Source organism: Nocardia carnea (assembly GCF_029868855.1).
GTDB lineage: Bacteria > Actinomycetota > Actinomycetes > Mycobacteriales > Mycobacteriaceae > Nocardia > Nocardia carnea_A.
On record NZ_JARWOV010000116.1, the window covers coordinates 1 to 19,354 of the forward strand.

Sequence of the window (19,354 nt, forward strand, 5' to 3'; positions counted from 1 at the left end):
TCCTCGGCGGACATCCCCGGATTGATCTTCCCGCCGGATGCGTGATGCACCACCTTGCGCCAGCCGCTGCCGGCCGGCTCCCGCCCGGGGCCCCCCCCCCCCCCGGCCCGCGGCCCCGCCGCCGCCCGGGCCCGGGGGCCGCAGTTCCTCGGCGCGGAAACCGACTCGATCATCGCCCTCGTCGACCGGCTACACGCCATCACCGTGCAACTGGCCCGGTTCCCCTCGATCCAGGGCACCAACCAGGGCAGTATGGTCGCCGATATCAACCAGCTGGCGGCGGGACTCAATGCCGCGGCCGTGAATCCGGAAGCCGACCTCGGCACACTCAACGACATCCTGTCGATCGTCCTCAAGGTGACCAACGGGTCCTCGGCACATGCCGATATCGATGTCGCACAGCTCGCGCTGGGCGCCGTGCCCGACCCCAACTTCCCGGGCGACCCGGGCGCACGGCTACCGGACAGTACCGACTGGACCGCCTTCGTCGGATCGCTGCAATACATGCTGGGACGGCTCGGCGGACGACTGAACGGACCTCCGCGATGAGCCCCCTGCGCACCGTGGTGGAACGACCGGCACGGATCCTCGTCGGCACCGCCGCCCGGGTCCGGCGGCACCGCACCACAACGTCACTGCTGAGCCTGCTGCTCGTGCTGCTGACCGGCACCGGGTACCTGATGTTCGGCGCGCTCGATATCAATCCGTTCGCCGCGCAGTACCGCATCCGGGTGGAACTGCGCGAATCCGGTGGGCTGTTGCCGGGCCAGGACGTCACGCTGCGTGGGGTGCGGATCGGGGAGGTCACCTCGGTCGAAGTGGCCGGTGGCAAGGTGGTGGCGGTCGCGTCCATCGATGAGCGGATCAAGATTCCGGCGACCGGGCGGGTACGCACCGCTGCCCTGTCGGCGGCCGGCGAGCAGTACCTGGATTTCCTGCCGGAAACCGACGGCGGACTCTACCTTTCCCCGGATGCGGTGGTGGCCCAGGACCGCACCTCGAGCCCGGTCCCGCTGGCCACCATGCTCGAAGGCCTGTCCGGCATCCTCGCGCAGGTCGATCCCGGTCAGCTCCGGGCCATCTCCGACGAACTGGGTGCCGGCGAGGCGGGCCCGGAGAAGCTGGCCGCCCTCATCGACGGCGGGTTCTTCATGATCTCCACCCTGGACGGGGTCCTACCCCAGACGGTGAACCTGCTGCGCAACAGCCGGACAGTACTGACCACGGTCGCCGAAACCGCGCCGGGACTGCGCGATACCGCCGCCGGCCTGTCCACGACCATGAGCGGGATCGCCGCCATGACAGGCGGATTCGAGCACTTGGTCGGCCGCACACCCGAAACTCTCACAGCTCTGGACACTTTGCTGGCCCAGAACGGGCCGACCATGGTGCAGTTGCTCGGCGGGCTCACCACCGTCGCACAGATGGCGAACCCGCGAGTACCGGCGTTCGAGGAGTTCTTCTTCCCGCAACAGCGCACCGGCTCCGCACTCGACGCCATGGCCACCGCCTTCCACGACGGAAAGATCTGGGCCCTGGCCAGTATCTACCCGCGCTACCAATGCGATTACCAGGTCCCGCGCGCCCCCGGGCCCGTTCCCGACTATCCCGAGCCGTACCTGTATTCCGACTGCACCGACCCGGATCCCACCCTGCTGCCGCGCGGCGCCCGCAATGCCCCGCGCCCACCCGGAGTGAGCCCGCTGCCCGTGGTGCCGCCGGGAGCGGGCCCGCTGGATACCGCGGACCCCACACCGACCGGGCCGCTCACCATCCCGACCCCCTACGGCGGGCCGTATACGCCGACCTATGTGCCGCCCAACTGAGGAGCCAGCAGTGACATCACCGGATGAACCCAGCCCGGACCCGGATACCGTGACACCGGAACCGGAAACCACCGGCGGACCCCAGAAGGATACGGACCCGGCCGCCACGGGAGCGACCACGTCCGGCCGGCTCGCACGCCTGCTCGCCGGAGTCCTGGCCGTCCTGCTGATCGCCGCCATCGGCTCGGCCGGCGTCCTCGGCTGGCAATGGAAGGACCGCCGCGATACCGACCACGCGGCCACGGCCGCCCTGGCCGCGGCCCAGCAGTACGCGGTCGCCCTGACCAGTATCGACACCGACGAAATGGACGCGGACTTCGCGGCCATCGCCGACGGCGCGACCGGCGAGTTCAAGAATATGTACACCCGCTCCGCCGAACAGCTCAAACCGCTCCTGGCCCAGGCGCAATCGGTGAGCAAGGGCAGAGTTGTCGCGGCGAGCGTGCAGTCGGCGTCCCGGGATCGGGTGGTGGTCATGCTGTTCGTCGACGCCGAGATCACCAACACCACCACACCGCAGCCCCGGCTCGACCGTAACCGCATCATCATGACCATGGACCGGGTCGGCGACCGCTGGCTCGCCGGTGACGTCGAACTCGTCTGAACCCGGGTTCAGACGATCGGCAGCCGCGAATCCAGCAGGAACGGCAGCAGGAAATCGCGGAGCAGGGCCCGTTCCTCGGATTCGTCCGCGGGCGGCAGGGTCAGCAGCGACACCATGATCCGCACCGCCCACCGGCCCAGCCGCTGTGCCGCGGCCGGCGCCAGATCGGACCGGAACCGGGCCACGAAGGCGGTGACGAGGGCGTCGATCACCGAGGACGAATCGGACAGTCGCGCTACGATTCCCGCGTTGGCCGGTTCGAACCAGACCGCCAGATGGGGAGTCTTGCGGGTTTCGGCCAGGGTCGCGGCAATTCCGTCGAGGAGGCGTTCGGCCCGGTCGGGGCCGTCCAATTGCCGGTCACGCCAGACCCGTTCGATCAGCTGGGTCGCCTCGCGTCCGGCGAAGGCCACGTACAACGACTGCCGGCTGTCGAAATACCGGTAGAGCGTCGCGCGTGAACACCCGGCCGCCTCGGCGATCTCCGCCATCCCGACGGTTGCGGCGCCCCTGTCGATCACCAGGGCCCGGACGGCGTCCAGAATCCGCTCCACCGCCAGTTCGGTGCGCCCGCCGGCGAGCCAATCACCGGTCATGCCGCACACCGGAACGGAACGCTGGTGGGACGCCGGACATACGGACCGGGGGCGTAGGTGACGGCATCGATATCCACCTGGTAGTCCGGGAAGCGGTCGAGCAGTTCCTCCAGGGCCACCCGCGCCTGCATCCGGGCGGCCGCCGCACCGAGACAGTGGTGCGGGCCGTGGCCGAAGGTCATGATGCGCTGCGGGTTGCGCTCGATATCCAGTTCCGCCGCATCGGCCCCGAAGGCCTGTTCGTCGCGGTTCGCCGAGCCGTACACCAGCAGCACCTTACGGCCCGCCGGAATCGTGCGGCCGTTCAGCTCCACATCCCGCGTCGTGGTGCGGGCCAGCCCCTGCACCGGTGAGGTGAGCCGGGCGAATTCCTCGACGGCCGGCCGGATCCGGTCGGGGTCGGCGGCGAGCGCGGCCCGCTGCTCGGGGTGCTGCTGCAACAGCTGCACGGCGCCGCCCAAGAGCCCGGTGGTGGTGTCGTTCCCGCCGGAAACCATGGTCCAGGTGTAGGCCAGGATCTGCACCAGCCCGTCCACATCGGCATCATCGGCCGCCATCCCCGCCTGCACCAGCAGCGAAACCGTATCGTCACCCGGGTCGGTGCGCCGTCGTTTGATCAGTTCGGCGAAATAGCCCAGCATCTGCATCGACGCCGCCTGCGCGTCCACGGTGCGCTGGGTACTCGCCGCGACCACGGCATCGGTCCACCCGTCGAAAAGCGGCCGGTCCTCTTCCGGAACACCCAGGTAGTAGGCCACCACCATGGTGGGCAGGGGTTTGAACAGATCGATCACGATATCGCCGCCGCCGCGCTCGGCCAGCCGGTCCAGCCGCTGCCGGACGAACCGGCGGACCACCGGTTCCACCTCCTCGACCTGCCGCGGTGTGAAACCGGCGGCCACGAGCTTGCGGAATTCGGTGTGCTGCGGCGGGTCCTGCATCACCATCGGCGGATTGGCCGTGAGGCCGATCTGCTCCAATTCGCCGTATTCCACGGTCAGTCCCTGCCCGGAGGAGAAGGTCCCGACATCGCGCGCCGCCGCGTACACGTGTTCGTGCCGGGTCAGCACCCAGTAGTCGTTGTCCGGCTGCTTCGGCGGAACGACGCGGTGTACCGGGTCGTGTTCCCGCAATCCGGCGTACATCGCCCACGGCGACCGCCACGTTTCACCGGAGCACAGCTGGAAATACGCCTCGTCCTGATACGTCTGACCCGTCATGTCTTGATCATAAGACAAAATTGACAAATTGTCTGATAAATCTGCGGATTGCGACGGATCGGAGCTTCCCGGCACGACGCCGTGCCCGACCGGCAATCCACCACCCTCGCCGGACTCGGCGGCGCGGGGCCGCCACGGCCGGAACACTGGCGGACTCCGGACAGCCTTGGATCGGACCCCGGCCTGCGGGCATAGTTGGAATCGACCCGAACCAAATCCTGGTCCTGCGAGCCTGCCGCCCATACCCTCAGCGGGCCGCAGCGGCGCTCACCGGCCGTGACAGGCCGGAAGTAAGCTCGATCGTTCCCGACCGAATACAGAAGGACAGCGCGATGACCGATTCCACCCCGCCGAATCCCGCCGACGGCTGGAGCTTCGAGACCAAGCAGGTTCACGTCGGGCAGGTGCCGGACGGCACCACCAACGCCCGCGCCCTGCCGATCTACCAAACCACGTCCTACACCTTCCGCGATACCGAGCACGCCGCTGCCCTGTTCGGTCTGGCCGAGCCCGGCAATATCTACACCCGGATCATGAATCCGACCCAGGACGCGGTGGAACAGCGGATCGCTGCGCTCGAGGGCGGGGTCGCCGCACTGCTGCTGTCATCGGGACAGGCCGCCGAGACCCTCGCGATCCTGAACCTCGCCGGCGCGGGCGATCACATCGTCTCCAGCCCCCGTCTCTACGGCGGCACCTACAACCTCTTCCACTACACGCTGCCCAAACTCGGTATCGAGGTGTCGTTCGTCGACGATCCCGACGATCTCGGTCAGTGGCGTGCCGCGATCCGCCCGAATACGAAGGCCTTCTACGGGGAAACGGTGTCCAACCCGCAGAACCATATCTTCGATATCCCGGGTATCGCCGAGGTGGCGCACACCGCCGGTATCCCGCTGATCGTCGACAACACCGTCGCGACCCCCTATCTGATCCAGCCGCTGGCGCACGGCGCCGATATCGTCGTCCACTCGGCGACGAAATACCTGGGCGGGCACGGCGCCGCCATCGCGGGCGTGATCGTCGACGGCGGGTCCTTCGACTGGACGGTACGCACGGAGGACGGCCCCCGCTTCCCCGGATTCACCGAACCGGATCCGAGCTACCACGGCGCCGTATTCGCGGATCTGGGTGCGCCCGCCTTCGCACTCAAGGCCCGGGTCCAGCTCCTGCGTGATCTCGGTGCCGCCGTCGCCCCGTTCAATGCGTTCTTGATCAGCCAGGGCCTGGAGACGCTGAGCCTGCGGATCGAACGGCATGTACAGAACGCCCAGGCGGTCGCCGAATTCCTCGTCGAACGGCCGGAGGTCACCTCGGTCTCGTATGCGGGTCTGCCGTCGTCGCCCTGGTACGAGCGGGGTAGGCAGCTCGCCCCGAAGGGCACCGGCGCGGTGATCTCGTTCGAACTGGCCGGCGGTGTGGATGCGGGTAAGAAGTTCGTCGACGCACTCACTCTGCACAGCCATGTCGCCAATATCGGCGACGTCCGCTCGCTGGTGATCCACCCCGCCTCGACCACGCATTCGCAGCTGACGCCCGAGGAGCAGGTGAGCTCCGGGGTCACGCCCGGGCTGGTGCGGCTGGCGGTGGGTATCGAAGGAATCGACGATATCCTCGCGGATCTGCGCGTCGGCTTCGCCGCCGCGGCCGGCTAGCCGGCACAACCACCGAGTCTCGACGAGCCGGACCCCCCCCCCCAGCGGGGTCCGGGGTTTTATAGGGCACCCCATCCCCCCCTAGCCCCGGCCGCCCCACCCCTCACCCGTCCCCCGTGCCCCCACGAGCCGCACCCCCCCCACCCGGGGGGTCCGGCTTTTTCTCGGCACCACCTGCCACGCGTCGCCGCGGCCGCCGCACCGATCACCGGTCCGCAGTGCCCAGCCCACGGCTGCGCAGCCGACCGGCGTGATCCGGCCGGGGCCCGGTCGCGTTCCGGTCTGTCGCGGCCCACCGTGTTCGGTCCGGCGGCATCCTATGAGCCGCTCAGACCGGGACGCAGGGCGTGCCCGACGAATACACGTGCAGTACACAGCGCACGGCCAGGATGATGGCGTCGGCCAGTTCGGCCGGGGTATAGGCGAACGGGTGCATCGAACGGTCCTCCGTGTACGGGGCCGGGAGGTTTCCCGGCCGGGCGGACATTCTGCGTGGATCCCTCCCTGTAAGAGTGCGCTCCCGACCCGGTTCATACGCCGATTCGCCGGACACGACTCCACATCGACACCGCACGGCTCGTGGCACCGAACGCACGCTCGCCACCCGAGCGAACCGCTCGATGTCCGGAGCCGGTCTGCGCGATCGTTTCCGGCGACGGATCATTGCCTGTGGCGTGCGCCGCAGCGCCACGGGCGACTCGCAAGGAAGCCGTCAAGGAGTCGACGGGCAGGCGTAAAGGACTCGTCAACGGGCGGGGCGCCGGTGTTCGCGCCTCGTAGTTTCGGTCCGGTCGGGCAGCCGCAGCCGATCGGGTTGCGTCGCGCTGCCCCGGTTCCCGGAATGGAGGCGAACGTGTCGATCCTGGCCTATCTCCTGGTCACGGTCGCGGTATTCGGTGTGCTCGGGCTCGTACAGCGGATGGTGGAGCGGTTGTGAATGTCGTGAATGCCGTGGGCCTGGCCCTGGCCGTCGTGGTCATCGGATTGATGGTGGCCGCCCTGCTGTTCCCCGAGAGGTTCTGAGTGAGTACAACCATCGCGGGTGTGCTGTTCCTCGGCACACTGGTGGCGGCGCTTGCCGCGGTACATGTGCCGCTGGGGGACTACATGTACCGCGTCTACACCCGCACCACCCATTCCCGCTTCGAACACAGGATCTACCGGCTGGTGGGCGCCGACCCCGATCGCGAGCAGACCTGGGGCGGATACGCTCGCAGCGTCCTCGCCTTCTCTGCCGTGAGCCTGGTCTTCCTGTTCGTTCTGCTGGCCGTGCAGCACCGACTGCCCTTGTTCCCGGACGAGACGGCCACCCCGATGACCCCCGCGCTGGCGTGGAATACGGCCGCCAGTTTCGTCACCAACACGAACTGGCAGAACTACGCGGGCGAGTCCACGCTGGGCCCGCTGGCCCAGGCCGCCGGGCTGACCGTGCAGAATTTCGTCTCCGCCGCGGTCGGGATGGCCGTCGCCATGGCTGTGGTTCGCGGCCTGGCGCGCTCACGCGGCGGCACCCTCGGGAACTTCTGGGTCGATCTGGTGCGCGGTACGCTGCGCATTCTGCTGCCCATCGCCACAGTGGCCGCGATCGTGCTGATCGCCGGCGGGGTCATCCAGAACTTCCACCTCAACGATCAGGTGGTGACCACCCTCGGCGGTGGCCGGCAGACTCTGCCCGGCGGGCTCGTCGCGAGCCAGGAGGCCATCAAGGAGCTCGGCACCAACGGCGGCGGGCCGTTCAACGCGAACTCCGCGCATCCGTTCGAGAACCCCACCGCGTGGACCAACTGGCTGGAGATCTTCCTGCTGACGGTGATCGCCTTCTCGCTGCCGCGCACCTTCGGGCGGATGGTCGACAGCCGGAAACAGGGCTGCGCGATCGCCGCCGTCATGACCGTGCTCGCGCTGGTCAGCGTCGGTCTGGTCAGCGTTTTCCAGCTCCAGCACCACGACACCGTGCCGGCCGCGGTCGGGGCGTCCATGGAAGGTGTCGAGCAGCGTTTCGGGGTGGCGAATTCGGCGGCCTTCGCTGCCGCCACCACCCTCACCTCCACCGGCGCGGTGGATTCGATGCACGATTCCTACACCGGTCTCGGCGGCATGATGCTGATGTTCGACATGCAGCTCGGCGAGGTGGCGCCCGGCGGGGTCGGCTCGGGTCTCTACGGCATGCTGGTGCTGGCACTGATCACGGTGTTCATCGCCGGACTGATGGTGGGGCGCACCCCGGAGTACCTCGGGAAGAAGATCACTCCCCGCGAGATCAAGCTGGCCGCCGCCTATTTCCTGGTGACCCCGGTAATCGTGCTGACCGGCACCGCGCTCGCCATGGCGATGCCGGGCCAGCGGGCCTCGATCCAGGACTCCGGACCACACGGCCTGTCGGAAGTGCTGTACGCGTTCACCTCGGCCGGTAACAACAACGGCTCCGCCTTCGCCGGGCTCTCCGGCAATACCGAATGGTTCAACACCGCGCTCGGCCTGGCCATGCTCTTCGGCCGGTTCCTGCCCATGATCCTGGTGCTGGCCCTGGCCGGTTCACTCGCGAAACAGCGCATCACCCCCGCCTCGGCGGGAACGCTGCCGACCCATCGGCCGCAGTTCGTCGGCCTGGTCGTCGGGGTCACCGTGATCCTGGTCGCGCTCACCTTCCTGCCCGCGCTGGCGCTCGGGCCGCTCGCCGAAGGACTGCACTGATGTCCGCTCCCACCATCGAATCGAAACCCGTACCGGCGACACATCCCGCGAAGAGCCGGATCCGCGGTGGACTGCTCGATCCACGGCTGCTCCTCACCTCGCTACCGCAGGCGGTGCGCAAACTGGACCCGCGCACGCTGTGGCGCAATCCGGTGATGTTCATCGTCGAGATCGGCGCGAGCTGGGCGACGGTGCTCGCGATCGCGGATCCGAGTTTCTTCGCCTGGGCGATCGTCGCGTGGCTGTGGCTCACCGTCGTGTTCGCCAATCTGGCCGAGGCAGTGGCCGAAGGGCGCGGTAAGGCCCAGGCCGATACCCTGCGCCGCGCCAAGGCCGATACCGTCGCCCGCCGGCTGATCGACTGGGCGCCCGGCGCCGGTCTCACCGAAGAACCCGTTCCGGCACCGCAATTACGCCGCGGCGACCATGTCGTCGTCGAGGCGGGTCAGGTGATTCCCGGCGACGGCGATGTGGTGGAGGGGATCGCCTCGGTGGACGAATCCGCCATCACGGGCGAATCCGCACCGGTGATCCGCGAATCCGGCGGCGACCGGTCCGCGGTCACCGGCGGCACCACGGTGCTCTCGGACCGGATCGTCGTACGCATCACGCAGGAACCCGGCCAGAGTTTCATCGACAAGATGATCGCGCTGGTGGAAGGCGCGGCACGGCAGAAGACGCCGAACGAGATCGCGCTCGACATCCTCCTGGCCGCCCTCACCCTGATCTTCGTGGTCGCGGTGGTCACGCTGCAGCCGCTGGCAATCTTCGCCAAGAGCAACAACCCCGGTGTGCCGGACAGTCTCGCACTGGGCACCTACGGGATCACCGGCATCGTGCTCGTCTCCCTGCTGGTGTGCCTGATCCCGACGACCATCGGCGCGTTGCTCTCGGCTATCGGTATCGCGGGGATGGACCGGCTGGTGCAACGCAATGTCCTGGCCATGTCCGGCCGGGCCGTCGAGGCCGCGGGCGATGTGAACACGCTGTTGCTGGACAAAACCGGCACGATCACCCTCGGCAACCGGCAGGCCACGCAGTTCGTACCGCTGTCCGAGGTCGGCGAACAGGAACTGACCGACGCGGCGCAGCTGTCCAGCCTCGCCGACGAGACCCCGGAGGGCCGGTCCATCGTCGTGTACGCGAAGGATGCCTACGGGCTGCGCGAACGCACCCCGGGGGAACTCGCGCACGCCGAATGGGTGCCGTTCACCGCCGCTACCCGGATGTCCGGGGTGGATATCGACGGGGTCCAGTTACGCAAAGGCGCAGCGAATTCGGTCGCCCAGTGGATTCGCGGCAACGGCGGTTCGGTACCGGCCGAACTCGATACCGTTGTCGGCGGTATCTCGGAGGCGGGCGGCACCCCGCTCGTCGTCGGGGAGATCCGCGACGGCCGGGCCCGGGTCCTCGGCGTGATCCGCCTCGAGGACGTCGTGAAACAGGGTATGCGGGACCGGTTCGCGGAAATGCGCCGGATGGGTATCCGCACGGTCATGATCACCGGTGACAATCCACGCACCGCAAAAGCGATCGCCGACGAGGCCGGCGTGGACGATTTCCTGGCCGAGGCGACGCCCGAGGACAAACTGGCGTTGATCCGGCGGGAGCAGGAGGGCGGGCGCCTGGTCGCGATGACCGGCGACGGCACCAACGACGCGCCCGCCCTGGCCCAGGCCGATGTCGGGGTCGCGATGAACACCGGCACCTCCGCCGCCAAAGAGGCCGGGAACATGGTCGATCTCGATTCCGATCCGACCAAGCTGATCGAAATCGTCGAAATCGGCAAACAACTCCTCATCACCCGCGGCGCGCTGACCACGTTCTCGATCGCCAACGATATCGCCAAGTACTTCGCGATCATCCCGGCGTTGTTCGTCGGGCTGTTCCCGGGGCTGGACCTGTTGAACATCATGCGGCTGGCCAGTCCGCAGTCGGCGATCCTGTCGGCGGTGATCTTCAACGCGCTGGTGATCGTGGCCCTGATCCCGCTGGCCCTGCGCGGTGTGCAGTACACGCCCGGGAGCGCGGCGAAACTGCTCGGCCGCAATCTATCGATCTACGGGCTGGGCGGGATCGTCGCCCCGTTCCTCGGAATCAAACTGATCGACCTCATCGTCCGATACCTGCCCGGGATGTCCTGATATGCCTGTCTCCGATTTGATCCGCCAACATTCCGCCGCGCTGCGGGCGCTGCTGATATTGACCCTGATCACCGGCTTCGCCTACCCCGGGATCGTGTGGGTGGCGGGGCAATTACCAGGGCTGCACGATAAATCGCACGGTTCGATCGTCGAAGCCGGCGGCGTGGCAGTGGGCAGTTCCCTGCTCGGCCAATCGTTCACCGACGGCGACGGGAACCCGATCGCCTGGTACTTCCAGAGCCGGCCCTCGGCCGCCGGCGACGGTTACGACAGCCTGGCCTCCGGCGGCAGCAATCTCGGCCCGGAGAATATCGTCGACACCGCCGCCGACCCGGCCCTGCTCGCCGCGGGATCCGACCCCGAATCGGCCGGTTTCGCACCGAGCCTGCTCACCCAGGTCTGCACCCGCAGCCATGAGATCGGCCTCCGCGAGGGGGTCGACGGTACCCGGCCGTTCTGTACACCGGACGGGGTCGGGGCGGTGCTCTCGGTCATGGGCCCGCGCACCGCGGACGGTGCGGTGATCCCGCAGCGGGTGGTCAGCGTGAACGAACCCTGCCGGGCCCGAGCCGCCGGGTCGACGCCGGTATTCCTCGCCGAATACCAGGGCGTTCCGGTGGAATGCGCTCGGTACGGCGAGGACTATTCGACCGGCCGGATCGTGCCGATCGCCGGGAACGCACCCGCCGAACCCACGGTCCCCGCGGATGCGGTGACCAGCAGCGGCAGTGGCCTGGATCCGCATATCTCGCCGGCCTACGCCGAGATCCAGGTGAACCGGGTGGCGGCCGCGCGCGGTATCGAACCGGCCGCGGTCCGCGATATCGTCGCGGCGCACACGCAGGGCCGGGAACTCGGTTTCGCCGGGGAACCACGGGTCCACGTCCTCGAACTCAATCTCGATATGGACCGTCGCTACCCCGTGTCCGGCACCGCGAGCGGACAGTGACCCGTGCACGGTGACATGATGCCGAAGTGACCGCTACACCACACCGCACCCCGGGTGAGCTGCGCATCTATCTCGGCGCGGCCCCCGGGGTCGGTAAGACGTACGCGATGCTGGGTGAGGCGCATCGACGCCTGGCGCGCGGCCAGGATGTGGTGGCCGCGGTGGTCGAGACGCACGGCCGCGCGCAGACCGCGGAACTGCTCGAGGGAATCGAGCAGGTGCCCCGCGTCGCGATCCCCTATCGCGGCACGGTCCAGTACGAACTGGATGTGGACGCCGTCCTGGCCCGCCGGCCCGACCTGGTGCTGGTGGACGAACTGGCGCACACCAACACCCCGGGCAGCCGTAACCGCAAGCGGTACGAGGACGTTCAGGAACTGCTGGCCGCCGGGATCACCGTGGTGTCCACGGTGAACATCCAGCATCTCGAGGGTCTCAACGATGTGGTCGAGCAGATCACCGGTGTCACCCAGCACGAGACGGTGCCCGACGCGGTGGTGCGCGCCGCCGACCAGATCGAACTGGTCGATATCACTCCGGAAGCGCTGCAACGGCGGATCACGCTGGGCAATGTGTACGCACCGGAGAAGGCCGATGCCGCGCTGGCGCACTACTTCCGGCGCGGCAATCTGACCGCGCTCCGCGAACTCGCCCTGCTGTGGCTGGCCGACCAGGTGGATGCCGCACTGGCGAAATACCGTGCCGACCATCGGATCACCGCCACCTGGGAGGCCCGGGAACGGGTGGTGGTCGCCGTGACCGGGGGCCGGGAATCGGAAACGCTGGTGCGGCGGGCGGGCCGGATCGCCGCGAAATCCAGCGCCGAACTGCTGGTCGTCCATGTGGTCCGGGGTGACGGCCTGACCGGAGTGGCGGCGCCGCAGATGGCCGCGGTCCGGAAACTGGCCGCGCATCTGGGCGCGGAACTGCATACGGTGGTCGGCGACGACGTGCCCACCGCCCTGCTGGATTTCGCTCGCACGGTCAACGCCACCCAACTGGTGCTCGGCACCTCCCGCCGGTCGCGCTGGGCGCGGATGTTCGACGAGGGTATCGGTGCGGAAGTGGTCCAGCACTCCGGGAAGATCGACGTGCATATGGTCACCCACGAGGCCGCGGGACGCCGGCAGCGGCGACCGCGGCCCAGAGCGCGCCGCACCACGGCCTGGGTCGCCGCGTTCGTGGTGCCCTCGGCGATCTCCGCGCTACTGGCCGTCTGGCTCGACCGCTACCTCGATCTGGTGAGCGAAAGCGCGCTGTACTTCGTGGCGGTGCTGGCGGTCGCGTTGTTCGGCGGGGTGCTGCCGGCGATCGCGTCGGCGTTGATCGCGGGTCTACTGCTCAATGTCCTGTTCACCGATCCCCGCTACAGCGTCACCATCCAGGAACCGAACAGTTTCCTGCCCGCGGTGCTGCTGCTGGTGGTGGCGGTCGCGGTGGCGATACTCGTCGATACCGCCGCCCGCCGGGCCGAGCAGGCCGGGCAGGCGTCCCGGGAAGCCGAACTGCTCACCCTGTTCGCGGGGTCGGTGCTCCGCGGCGCCGACCCGACCGCGCTGCTGGAACGGTTGTGCCAGACCTACGGCCAGCGGGCGGTGAGCCTGCGCCACCGCGACCGCGGCCCACTCGCCGCGGTCGGTACAGACCCACCCGAACGCGCCGACGCAGCCGATACCGCGATCGAGGTCGGCGACGGCGACTATGCGTTACTGCTGTCCGGCCCGACCCTGCGCGCCCGCGACCGGCGGGTCCTGGAGGCGGTGGCGGGTCAGGCCGCCGGCCTGGTCCAGCGCCGGCAGCTCACAGAGGAAGCGAACAAGGCCGCGGCGCTCGCCGAGGCCGACCGGTTACGCCGCGATCTGCTCTCGGCGGTCAGCCACGATCTGCGCACGCCGCTGGCAGCGGTCAAGGCCGCGATCTCGAGTCTGCGTTCCGACGATGTCGAGTTCTCCCCCGCCGACCGGGCCGAGTTGCTTGCCACGGTGGAGGAATCCGCCGACCAGCTCACGGCGCTGGTCGGTAACCTGCTCGATTCCTCGCGGCTGGCGGCGGGTGTGGTGCGGCCGCGGTTGCGGCCGGTGTATCTGGACGAGGTGGTGCACCGGTCGCTGGTCAGCGTAGGGGTGAGTCCGCGTGGGGCGCGCCGCGGCGCTCTCGATCGGGTTCGGGTCGGGGTCGGGACCACGGCGGTGCAGGCCGACCCCGATCTGCTGGAACGGGTCCTGGCCAATCTGGTCGACAATGCACTGCGCTACGGCGCCGAATCGGAGGTGACGATCGATGCCGCGGCGGTGGACGGCCGGATCCTGGTCCGGGTGGTCGACCACGGGCCGGGTCTGCCCGGCGCCGATCCCGAACGGGTTTTCGACCCGTTCCAGCAGCTGGGCGACCGGGACAACACCAGCGGCTTGGGTCTGGGACTCTCGGTGGTGCGCGGTTTCACCGACGCCATGGGGGGCTCCGTGAGCGCCGCCCCCACCCCCGGCGGAGGGCTCACCGTCACCGTCGATCTCGCGGTCGCGGCCGGCCGCACCGATACGTCGCCCACGGAGGTTTCGCGATGAAAACCGCACCACAGCCGGAATCCGGTGCACCACAACAGCCCACTGTCCTGGTGGTGGACGACGAACCGCAGATCCTGCGGGCGATGCGCATCAATCTCTCGGTGCGCGGCTACGACGTGGTCACCGCGGCCACCGGCGCCGGCGCGCTGCGGGCGGCGACCGAACGCAAACCCGATGTGGTGGTACTCGATCTCGGACTTCCCGATATCGACGGGATCGAAGTGCTCGCGGGTCTGCGCGGCTGGACCAAGGTGCCGATCATCGTATTGTCCGCCCGCACCGATTCGGCGGACAAGGTGGACGCACTGGACGCCGGCGCCGACGACTACGTGACCAAACCCTTCGGGATGGACGAATTCCTCGCCCGGCTGCGCGCGGCGTTGCGCCGGGCCGCTGATTCGGCCGAGCCCGGCGAACCCGTGGTGGTCACCGATTCGTTCACCGTGGACCTGGCGGCGAAGAAGGTGATCAAGGCAGGGGCCGAAGTCCATCTGACCCCCACCGAGTGGGGTGTGCTGGAGATGCTGGTGCGCAATCGCGGAAAACTCGTGGGCAGACAGGAGCTGCTGCGCGAGGTGTGGGGTCCGGCCTACCAGTCCGAAACCCACTATCTGCGCGTCTATCTCGCGCAGTTACGCCGGAAACTGGAGGACGATCCGTCCCATCCCAGACATCTGGTCACCGAGCCGGGAATGGGCCACCGATTCCGGGAGTGACCGGTCAGGGAGTGACGATCGGGAAGCGCGGGTCCGGAGTATCCAGCAGACCCAGGAACGTCTGTAAGATGCTTTCGTCACCCTTCATGGTGATCCCGTCGAACCCCTTACCTGCCAAGGCCTGCAGTAATTCCGGCTTTGTCATGGTGAGGGTGAGATCGGCCGGTCCGGTAGCCGGCGCATCCGGTGTCGGAGTCCGGTGCGTGAGCGCACCGTTGGACAGTGTCAGCCGGTGCACCAGATTCTCGTCGGTCACTTCCCAGTCCATGCTGAAGTCGGCCGATGCGGCACGGAGCCCGTTGAGCCGCACGGCCAGGGTGTCGACGATCATGTCCAGCGTCAGCGCGGTCATCATTTCCGGGCTGGCCGAGTCGAGCGCGGCCGGACTCGGGCCGGTGCGCAGTTCCTGCGCTCCGACGAGGAAGAAGTTGCGCCAGGGGCCGTTCTCGGCACCGTGTCCCAGCCGATCGTAGACCTGCGCCAGCGCCTCTTTAGCGCCGCCGTGCTCCGGCTCGGCGAATACTGCATGGCACAGCAGTGTGGCCGCGAATCGCAGGTCGCCGTCGTCGGCATACTGCCGGCCCTTGGCGACGATTGCTTCGATACCGCCGTAGTCGGCGACATAGCGCTGCGCCTGCTCGACCGGCGGATGCTCCCACAGATGCGCGGGGTTGCCGTCGTACCAGCCCATGTACCGCTGGTAAATCGCCTTGACGTTGTGGCTCGTGGAGCCGTAGTAGCCGCGGTTGGCCCACAGTTTGTCGAGTGCGGGCGGGAATTGGAACTGTTCGGCGATCTCCGGCCCGGTGAATCCATGGTTCGTCAACCGCAAGGTCTGGTCGTGCAGGTAGGAGTACATATCCCGTTGGCCGGCGATCCAGGCTGTCCAGTTCTCCCGGCCCCACGTCGGCCAATGATGGGAGGCGAACGCGACATCGGCCTTGTCACCGAACCGCGCGATGGCCTCGTCCAGATACCGGGCCCAGACGCGGGAGTCACGGACGACCGCGCCGCGCAGGGTCAGCACATTGTGCATGTTGTGAGTGGCGTTCTCTGCCATGCAGAGTGCGCGGCGATCGGGGAACAGGAAGTTCATCTCGGCGGGCGCCTCGGTACCGGGGGTGAGCTGGAAAATCATCCGGACCCCGTCGATCTCCTCTTCCTGGCCGGTGCGGGTGATATCCACCGTCGGCGGAATGAGGGTGATGGTGCCGGTAGAGGTGGTCATCCCGAGTCCGGCCCCGATCTGTCCGTCGGGGGCCTTGTTCAGGACCGCGCCGTACATGAAGACCGCGCGCCGGTTCATCGCGTTACCGGCGTAGACGTTCTCGCTCACCGCGTGCTCGAGGAACCCCTCGGGCGCCAGGATCGGGATCTGCGGGTGCCCTTCGGGTACTACTCCCCTGGCCCCGCCGAAATGGTCGGCGTGCGAATGGGTGTAGATCATGCCCTTCACCGGGCGGTCGCCGCGATGCGCGCGGTACAGGGCGAGGCCGGCCGCCGCGGTCTCCGCGGACAGCAGGGGATCGATCACGATGATGCCCTCGCGGCCCTCGACGAACGTCATATTCGACAGGTCGAGATTGCGGACCTGGTAGATACCCTCGGTGACCTCGAAAAGCCCCTGTTTGTTGCACAGCTTCCCCTGCCGCCACAGGCTCGGGTTGGCGGTGGCCGGGCATTCACCCTCGAGGAACCCGTATGCGCCGATATCCCAGACCACGCGCCCGTCGGCCGCCCGCACCACCGGCGGGTCGAGCTCGGCGATGAACCCGCGGTCGACATTCTCGAAATCGGTGGTGTCGTCGAAGTCCACCTGCATGGTCATCGTTACCTCACTCTGCGATTTCTCGGCTGTACAGCGGTCACTGCGCGGAGGTTCGAGCATCCGCTCGTCCGGTGGTCGTCCGGAACGGGACGGGTGTCCGGCATCGCTCACGCTAGCCAGCGTTTCCCGGCGGAGGTATCACCTACCGCGGGTGAATTACCGCGCGTCCCGCAGACCGTGCGCGCCGGAACCGGAAACTCATCCGGCGCGGGTGAGGTCTCGCCGACGTCGGCTCCGCACACTCGAGGTGTACCGTCAGCCCACCGTTCGGAGGACCGGATGCCAGCCGAGGATGCGCCGAAGCCCACCCTGCTGTCGCGTATAACCGTGAACCAATGGCTGGCCGCCGTCCTGATCGTGCTGGCCGCGGTGTTCATCGCGCAGAACCGCAACCGGGTGGATATCAACTTCCTGCTGGTCACCGTTCGCTCACCGATGTGGCTCATTCTGTTGATCATGTTCTTGATCGGCGGGCTCGCGGGTCTGCTGATCAGGCGCCGGGCACGCCGCTGAAATACCGGACGATGCCCGCACCCGGGCGTATTCCGGGCCGGCCGGCCCATCGCGGGGAAACCGTGGCGACGGGCCGGGGTTCGGCTCGCCGGGCCCTCGAACCGGCGGTGCCCGGCGGGATCGCCGATCAGCGAGGCGGTTCCGCAGCCCCTGGGAAACGCGGCGGTTCCGCCGTCGCGGCGGCGACACTCGGGTAGATCGGTATCCGGTGCGTTCCGGTTTGCGCGGCCGTCAGTTCATCACCGAACTGTCCGATCGAGCGGGCGATCCGGAAGTCGATACCGCGGTGCGCGAGGCTGTCCCGGAGATCGACCAGCATCGCCGCGGCCGTGATATCGATTGCTGGTGACGTTTCGGCGTCGAGGACCACGAGCCGCGTATGCGCCGTACACAACTGTTCGATCCGGGTCCGCACATGGTCGGCGTTGACGAAATACAGACCTGCCTCCACGCGTACCACCAGCTGCTCGGGTCGTTGCGCGAGACCCGGGTGCCGGTGCACGTCCAGCCACAGACCGTCGCGGGGGCCGAGGACCGCGATATGCGGTCGGGAGCCGCGATAGACCAGCAGGACGATCGCGACCCCGACCCCGATGAGCAGGCCCGGCAGGGTGTCGAACAGCAGTACCCCGAGCAGCGCGGCGAGCGCGGCCACGAAATCGGCGCGCGCGGCCCGGCCGTAGATATGGCCCAGCCAGTCCGACCACACCCGATAGAGCCGCCGCAATGCCGCGATATCGACCAGTTCGATCACCGCCGCGATCACGACCGCGGCGAGGGTGGCCTCGGGCAGCTGTTCGAACAGTCCGGTGAGCAGCAGCAGGGTCACGACCGTCAGCGCCGCCACCACCAGACCGCTGACCTGTGTCTTCGCCCCTGCCGATCCATTGACCGCGGTTTTGGACAGGCTGCCGTTGACCACCATCCCGGAAACGAAACCCGACCCGAGATTGGCGGCACCCAAGCCGAACAGTTCGCGGTCGGGGTCGATTTCGTAGCCCGCCTTCGTCGCATATGTCTTGGCCGCACCCAGTCCTTCGGCGAATCCGATCAACACGACGCCGACCGCGGGCCCCAGCAGATCGAGGTAGTCGCTCCAGCCCACACCTCCGGGCAGGCCGGGAACAGGTAGACCGGGCTCGATCGCCCCGACGATGGCCACGCCTCGGTCGTCCAGGTCGAACAGCGCCACCGCCAGGATCCCGGCCAGTACCGCCAGCAATGCACCCGGGACCAGCGGCAGCCACCGTTTCACCGCGAGCACCAGCAGCAGACTCAGGCCGCCGATCAGCAGTGTCCGCCACTGGGTGTCCCCGAGGTGGGTGAGCACTCCCCACAACTGTTCGAAGAAATCTCCCTCGGGTTTCTCGATTCCGATGATCTTGGGGACCTGGCCCATGATGATGACCAGCGCCAGCCCGACGATGAAACCTTTCAGCACGGGGTCGGAGATGAACGAGGCGATGAACCCGAGCCGCAGCAGTCCGGCGAGCAGCCCGACCACGCCCGTCGTGATCGCGAGCGCGGTGGTGAGCGCGATATAGCGGCCCGCGTCGGCCCCGGCCAGTGGGGTGATCAGCGCGGCCGACAGCGCCGCGGTCGCCGACATCGGGCCCACCACCAGGTGCCGGGAACTGCCGGCCGCGGCGTACAGGACCAGCGACGGGACCGCCGCGTACAGACCGGCCACCGGCGGGACACCCGCGATCGTGGCGTATGCCAGTGCTTCCGGTACGAGCACCGCCCAGACGGTGAGTCCGGCGACGATATCCGGCCGCAACCAGGCGCGCTGATACCCGTGCAGGGAGGGGAACAGCTGAGCGGTGACCGCCCGCGTCCGGGCAGCGACACCTCCTCCCGGCGGCGGAGGGTGTAGTTCACTCACGACCCACCGTGCCCTTCACCGAGGAGTAGTACCCCGGGGGGGGGGGGGGGGGGGGGGGGGGGGGGGGGGGGGGGGGGGGGGGGGGGGGGGGGGGGGGGGGGGGGGGGGGGGGGGGGCCGGCGCCCCGAGAGTGGGGGGGGGGGGGGGCGAGGGCCCCCCC

16 protein-coding genes are annotated in these 19,354 nt (G+C 68.4%); 12 read left to right on the plus strand and 4 right to left on the minus strand.

The window, feature by feature from the left end:
- Nucleotides 1-54: 54 nt before the first annotated feature.
- Genes QH195_RS11530 through QH195_RS11540 form a run of 3 tightly spaced genes read left to right on the plus strand, consistent with a single transcriptional unit; the run spans nucleotide 55 to nucleotide 2,430 of the window.
- Nucleotides 55-549: a hypothetical protein gene (locus tag QH195_RS11530; protein WP_280435344.1), complete on the plus strand. Its 495-nt coding sequence runs from the start codon at nucleotides 55-57 to the stop codon at nucleotides 547-549.
- Nucleotides 546-1,826 carry an MCE family protein gene (locus QH195_RS11535; RefSeq protein ID WP_280435345.1) on the plus strand — a complete coding sequence of 427 codons (1,281 nt, stop codon included), beginning with the start codon at nucleotides 546-548 and terminating at the stop codon, nucleotides 1,824-1,826. The genes QH195_RS11530 and QH195_RS11535 overlap by 4 nt, the downstream gene beginning before the upstream one ends.
- A gap of 10 nt (nucleotides 1,827-1,836) precedes the next feature.
- The gene (locus tag QH195_RS11540; RefSeq protein WP_280435346.1) at nucleotides 1,837-2,430 is read left to right on the plus strand and encodes a hypothetical protein; all 594 of its coding nucleotides are present in this window, start codon (nucleotides 1,837-1,839) and stop codon (nucleotides 2,428-2,430) included.
- A gap of 8 nt (nucleotides 2,431-2,438) precedes the next feature.
- Here the strand turns inward: QH195_RS11540 and QH195_RS11545 are convergent, their stop codons facing one another.
- Together QH195_RS11545 and QH195_RS11550 are read right to left on the minus strand one after the other, a co-directional pair.
- Complete coding sequence (locus QH195_RS11545) at nucleotides 2,439-3,026, minus strand: TetR/AcrR family transcriptional regulator (RefSeq protein ID WP_280435347.1); 588 nt, start codon at nucleotides 3,024-3,026, stop codon at nucleotides 2,439-2,441.
- A complete protein-coding gene (locus QH195_RS11550; protein ID WP_280435348.1) occupies nucleotides 3,023-4,246 on the minus strand; it encodes a cytochrome P450 in 1,224 nt (407 codons plus the stop codon). The genes QH195_RS11545 and QH195_RS11550 overlap by 4 nt, the downstream gene beginning before the upstream one ends.
- A gap of 332 nt (nucleotides 4,247-4,578) precedes the next feature.
- Here QH195_RS11550 and QH195_RS11555 point away from each other — a divergent pair, with 332 nt between their 5' ends.
- The 8 genes from QH195_RS11555 to QH195_RS11590 all read left to right on the plus strand — a co-directional run bounded on the left by QH195_RS11555 (nucleotide 4,579) and on the right by QH195_RS11590 (nucleotide 14,968).
- Entirely contained in the window at nucleotides 4,579-5,901 is a 1,323-nt protein-coding gene (locus tag QH195_RS11555; RefSeq protein ID WP_280435349.1) for a bifunctional o-acetylhomoserine/o-acetylserine sulfhydrylase, read from the plus strand.
- A gap of 841 nt (nucleotides 5,902-6,742) precedes the next feature.
- Complete coding sequence (locus tag QH195_RS11560) at nucleotides 6,743-6,838, plus strand: potassium-transporting ATPase (protein ID WP_280425121.1); 96 nt, start codon at nucleotides 6,743-6,745, stop codon at nucleotides 6,836-6,838.
- Complete coding sequence (locus QH195_RS11565; protein ID WP_280425122.1) at nucleotides 6,835-6,924, plus strand: potassium-transporting ATPase subunit F; 90 nt, start codon at nucleotides 6,835-6,837, stop codon at nucleotides 6,922-6,924. The genes QH195_RS11560 and QH195_RS11565 overlap by 4 nt, the downstream gene beginning before the upstream one ends.
- The gene (kdpA, locus tag QH195_RS11570) at nucleotides 6,925-8,595 is read left to right on the plus strand and encodes a potassium-transporting ATPase subunit KdpA (RefSeq protein WP_280435350.1); all 1,671 of its coding nucleotides are present in this window, start codon (nucleotides 6,925-6,927) and stop codon (nucleotides 8,593-8,595) included.
- Nucleotides 8,595-10,739: a potassium-transporting ATPase subunit KdpB gene (kdpB, locus tag QH195_RS11575; protein ID WP_280435351.1), complete on the plus strand. Its 2,145-nt coding sequence runs from the start codon at nucleotides 8,595-8,597 to the stop codon at nucleotides 10,737-10,739. The genes kdpA and kdpB overlap by 1 nt, the downstream gene beginning before the upstream one ends.
- A gap of 1 nt (nucleotide 10,740) precedes the next feature.
- Entirely contained in the window at nucleotides 10,741-11,688 is a 948-nt protein-coding gene (locus QH195_RS11580; RefSeq protein WP_280435352.1) for a potassium-transporting ATPase subunit C, read from the plus strand.
- 26 nt (nucleotides 11,689-11,714) lie between these two features.
- Nucleotides 11,715-14,252, plus strand: coding sequence for a sensor histidine kinase KdpD (locus tag QH195_RS11585; protein ID WP_280435353.1), 2,538 nt, complete (start codon nucleotides 11,715-11,717; stop codon nucleotides 14,250-14,252).
- Nucleotides 14,249-14,968: a response regulator gene (locus QH195_RS11590; RefSeq protein ID WP_280435354.1), complete on the plus strand. Its 720-nt coding sequence runs from the start codon at nucleotides 14,249-14,251 to the stop codon at nucleotides 14,966-14,968. The genes QH195_RS11585 and QH195_RS11590 overlap by 4 nt, the downstream gene beginning before the upstream one ends.
- 4 nt (nucleotides 14,969-14,972) lie before the next feature.
- Here QH195_RS11590 and QH195_RS11595 read toward each other — a convergent pair whose 3' ends face one another.
- On the minus strand, nucleotides 14,973-16,790 hold the full coding sequence (locus QH195_RS11595; RefSeq protein ID WP_280435356.1) for an alkyl/aryl-sulfatase: 1,818 nt from the start codon (nucleotides 16,788-16,790) through the stop codon (nucleotides 14,973-14,975).
- Between the two features lie 285 nt (nucleotides 16,791-17,075).
- Between QH195_RS11595 and QH195_RS11600 the strand changes: the two genes are divergently transcribed.
- Complete coding sequence (locus QH195_RS11600) at nucleotides 17,076-17,309, plus strand: LapA family protein (protein ID WP_280435355.1); 234 nt, start codon at nucleotides 17,076-17,078, stop codon at nucleotides 17,307-17,309.
- A gap of 127 nt (nucleotides 17,310-17,436) precedes the next feature.
- Here QH195_RS11600 and QH195_RS11605 read toward each other — a convergent pair whose 3' ends face one another.
- The gene (locus QH195_RS11605) at nucleotides 17,437-19,125 is read right to left on the minus strand and encodes a SulP family inorganic anion transporter (RefSeq protein WP_280435357.1); all 1,689 of its coding nucleotides are present in this window, start codon (nucleotides 19,123-19,125) and stop codon (nucleotides 17,437-17,439) included.
- Nucleotides 19,126-19,354 lie beyond the last annotated feature (229 nt).